Here is a 4,683-nt window from a genome sequence, read left to right as displayed (position 1 = left end):
CTTCCTGGTTGGCCGACGTCGTCGCCGTTTCATTGGCCACCGGCGGCGGCGCCTGGTTCACCAGCAGGGTCAGGGTTTGCTGCACCGTGAACTGGTGCGCGTCCTTGGCCTGCAAGGTAAAGTTGTAGCTGCCCGCCACCGTCGGCGTGCCGCTCAACACACCGGTGGCCGCATCGAGCACCAGGCCCGTCGGCAAGGCGCCGCCGCTCACGGCATACGCATACGGCGCGATGCCGCCAGCGGCCGTGAATGCCTGGCTATACGCGTCGCCGGCACGGATCGCCGCCAGGCTGGCCGGCGTCAGGCTCAAGGTGGGTGCCGCCACGGCCAAGGTGTAGCTGTTGGTGGCGCTGAACGGCGCACCCGTGCCCGTGCTGCTGTCCGTGACCTTGATGCTGACAGGGAAGCTGCCCGCCACATTGGTGGTGCCGGAGAGCACGCCAGTCGCCGCATTCAAGGTCAAGCCGGCAGGCAAGGTGCCGCTGCTGATGCTGAAGGTATGTGGCGCCGTGCCGCCCGCCGCCGTCAGGGTTGTGCTGTAGGCCGCTTCCGCCGTCGGGTTCGGCAAGGTCACTGGCGTCAGGCTGACCGTGGCCGAAGCGACAGTCAGCGTATAGCTTTGCGTGCCGGTGAACTGGTGCGCATCTTCCGCCTGCACGGTCAACGTAAAACTGCCGGCCGCCGTTGGCGTACCGCTGAGCAAACCACTGCCGCTCAGAGTCAGGCCGGCAGGCAGGCTGCCGCTCGACACCGTATAGGCATACGGAGCGACGCCGCCGCTGGCCGTCAGTTGCCGGCTGTACGCCGTGGCCGCTGTCGCTGCCGGCAAGGTGGCTGGCGTCACGGTGATGGTTGGCGCGCCGACGCTCAGGGTATAGCTGTTGGTGGCGCTGAACGGCGCACCCGTGCCCGTGCTGCTGTCCGTGACCTTGATACTGAACGGGAAACTGCCCGCCACATTTGTCGTGCCGGACAGTACACCCGTGGCCGCATTCAGGCTCAGGCCAGCGGGCAAGGTACCGCTGCTGACGCTGAAGGTGTACGGCGCCGTGCCGCCCGCTGCAGTCAGGGTGGCCGTGTAGGCTGCTTCCGCTGTCGCATTGGGCAAGGTGGCTGGCGTCAGGCTGATATTGGCCGACGACACCACCAAGGTGTAGCTTTGCGTGCCGGTGAACTGGTGCGCATCGGCCGCTTGCGCGGTCAACGTAAAACTGCCGCCCGCCGTTGGCGTACCGCTGAGCAAACCACTGCTACTCAGCGTCAGGCCCGCAGGCAGGCTGCCTGCCGACACCGTGTAGGCATAGGGAGCGACGCCGCCGCTGGCCGACAGTTGCTGGCTGTATGCCGTGGCCACTTTCGGCACCGCCAGCGAACCTGGCGTCACCGAGATTACGGGGGCAACGACTGTCAAGGTATAGCTGTTGCTGGCACTGAACGGTGCCCCCGCGCCGGTGCTGCTGTCCGCGACCTTGATGCTGACAGGGAAGCTGCCGGCCACATTGGTCGTGCCGGACAGCACGCCGGTGGCCGCATTCAGGCTCAGGCCGACGGGCAAGGTGCCACTGGTCACACTATAGGTATACGGCGCCGTGCCGCCCGTCGCCGCCAAGGTCGCAGTGTAGGCTGCCTCCGCCGTCGGATTGGGCAAGGTGGCCGGGGTCAGGCTGACGCTAGGATTGCCTACTGTGACCGTCACTGTGGCTGACGCAGACGTGCCGCCGGCATTGCTGGCCGTATAGATAAAACTGTCTGGCCCGGCATAGCCTGCCGTCGGCGTGTAGGTGATGCTGGTGCCGCTGACCGTCGCCGTGCCGTGGCCGGCGGCGGAGGCCACCGCCACCGACGTCGCCGCGCCGCCGCTCAGATTCAGGGTGATCGGATTGGCGCTGCTGCCGTACGCCACCGTCGCGCTGACGGCGCCGGCAATGGGCACGCTGGGCGTCACCGTGATCGTCACGACGGCAGCCGCCGACGTGCCGCCACCATTGCTGGCCGTGTAAGAGAAGAAGTCCGGCCCGGAATAACCTGCCGCCGGCGTGTAAGTGATACTGGTGCCGCTGGCCGTCGCCGTGCCGTGGCCGGCGGCGGAGGCTACCGCCACCGACGTCGCCGCGCCGCCGCTCAGGTTCAGGGTGATCGGATTGGCGCTGCTGCCATACGCCACCGTCGCGCTGACGGCAGCGGCAACGGGCGCGCTGGGCGTTACCGTGATCGTCACAGTGGCCTCCGCCGAAGTGCCGCCGCCATTGCTGGCCTTGTAGGTGAAACTGTCCTGCCCGGAATAACCTGCCGCCGGCGTGTAGCTGATGCTCGTGCCGCTGGCAGTCGCCGTGCCATGACTGGCGGCGGCCACCACCAACACCGATGTCGGCGCGCCGCCGCTCAGGCCCAGTGGAATCGCGGTGGCGCTGCTGCCATAGGCCACCGTGGCACTGACATTGCCAGCGATGGGTGCGCTGGGCGTTACCGTGATCGTCACGGTGGCCTCAGCCGAAGTGCCGCCGCCATTGCTGGCCTTGTAGGTGAAACTGTCCTGCCCGGAATAGCCTGCCGCCGGCGTGTAGCTGATGCTGGTGCCGCTGGCAGTCGCCGTGCCATGGCTGGCGGCGGCCACCACCAACACCGATGTCGGCGCGCCGCCGCTCAGGCCCAGTGAAATCGCGGTGGCGCTGCTGCCATAGGCCACCGTAGCACTGACATCGCCAGCGATGGGCGCGCTGGGCGTTACCGTGATCGTCACGGTGGCCTCCGCCGAAGTGCCGCCGCCATTGCTGGCCTTGTAGGTGAAACTGTCCTGCCCGGAATAGCCTGCCGCCGGCGTGTAACTGATGCTGGTGCCGCTGGCAGTCGCCGTGCCATGGCTGGCGGCCGCCACCACCAACACCGATGTCGGCGCGCCGCCGCTCAGGTTCAGGGTGATCGGATTGGCGCTGCTGCCATAGGCCACCGTGGCACTGACATTACCAGCGATGGGCGCGCTGGGCGTTACCGTGATCGTCACGGTGGCCTCAGCCGAAGTGCCGCCGCCATTGCTGGCCTTGTAGGTGAAACTGTCCTGCCCGGAATAACCTGCCGCCGGCGTGTAGCTGATGCTCGTGCCGCTGGCAGTCGCCGTGCCATGGCTGGCGGCCGCCACCACCAACACCGATGTCGGCGCGCCGCCGCTCAGGTTCAGGGTGATCGGATTGGCGCTGCTGCCATACGCCACCGTCGCACTGACGGCGCCGGCCACTGGGGGCGCCACCACCACCGTGACAGAATAGGCGCGCGACCCCGTGTAGGGTCCGCTGCCGCTGCTGCTGTCGGTCGCGGTGACGGTGAAGTTATATGGCCCCGCTGCCGTCGGAGTGCCGGACAAGGTGCCGTCCGCCGCCAGGCTCAGGCCCGTCGGCACGCTGCCACCGGTGATGGCATAGCTATACGAGGCCGTGCCGCCGCTGGCGGCAATGCCCTGGCTGTAGGCGACGCCGGCTGTCATCGCCGGCATCACCGTTGGTGCCACCGTGATCGTCGGCGCCGCCACCGTCAGCGAGTAGGCGCGCGCGCCGGAATACGGGCCGCTGCCCGTTGAACTGTCCGTGGCCCGCACGGTAAAGTTGAAGACGCCGCCCGCCGTCGGCGTACCCGACAGCGCGCCGGTGGCGGTATTCAGACTCACCCCGGCCGGCAGGGCACCGGCGCTGATCGCGTAAGTGTACGGCCCCGTGCCGTTCGCGGCCGTCACGTTCTGGCTATAGGCCGTCCCTACGGTTGCTGCCGGCACGGTGCTTGGCGCAATAGTGATGGTGGGGCCGCCGACCGTGATGGTCACGGCGGCGGGTGCCGACGTGCCGCTGCCATTGGTGGCCGTATAGGTAAAGCTGTCCGGCCCGCCGTAACCTGCCGTCGGCGTGTAGCTGATGCTGGTGCCGCTGGCCGTCGCCGTGCCATGCGCAGCCGCGGACGCCACGGCTACCGAGGTGGCGACACCCCCGCTCAGGTTCAGGGTGATCGGATTGGCGCTGCTACCGTACGCTACCGTGGCGCTGACTGCGCCGGCAACGGGTGCACCAGCAGCCACCGTGCCGGAATACGCGCGCGCTCCCGAATAGGGGCCGGCGCCGCCGCTGCTGTCGGTCGCGGTGACGGTAAAACTGTAGGCCCCGGTGGCTGCAGGCGTGCCGGACAAGGTGCCGTCCGCCGCCAGGCTCAAGCCCGTCGGCAGGCTGCCGGCAGTGATGACATAGCTATGCGGCGCCGTGCCGCCGGCGGCCGTAATGCTCTGGCTGTAGGCGAGACCTGCCGTCATCGCCGGCAAGGTCGACGGCGCCACAGTGACCGATGGCGCCGATACCGTCAGCGAATAGGCGCGCGCACCGGAATACGGGCCGCTGCCCGTTGAACTGTCCGTGGCCCGCACGGTAAAGTTGAAGACGCCGCCGGCCGTTGGCGCGCCCGTCAGCGCGCCGGTGGCGGTATTCAGACTGAGCCCGGCCGGCAGGGCACCGGCGCTGATGGCATAAGTGTATGGCGCGCCGCCGTTCGCGGCGGTTACGCTCTGGCTGTAAGCCGTCCCCACAGTTGCCGCCGGCACGGTGCTTGGAGCAAGCGTGATGGTCGGTCCGCTGACCGTGATCGTCACGGTGGCCGGCGTCGAGGTGCCGATGCCGTTGCTGGCCGTGTAGGTAAAGCTGTCCGGCCCGC

General features: G+C 68.4%; 1 protein-coding gene. It reads right to left on the bottom strand.

Features of this window, described 5'->3' with window-relative positions; all coding sequences use genetic code 11:
- On the bottom strand, positions 1-4,683 hold a 4,683-nt coding region (locus ASN89_RS24455; RefSeq protein ID WP_058051083.1), incomplete at both ends, for a putative Ig domain-containing protein.

The organism is Janthinobacterium sp. Ant5-2-1, from assembly GCF_001445815.1.
Lineage (GTDB): Bacteria > Pseudomonadota > Gammaproteobacteria > Burkholderiales > Burkholderiaceae_D > Janthinobacterium > Janthinobacterium lividum_E.
The sequence above is the reverse complement of the archived record's forward strand: the minus strand, read 5'-3'. Positions and strand labels throughout refer to the sequence as shown.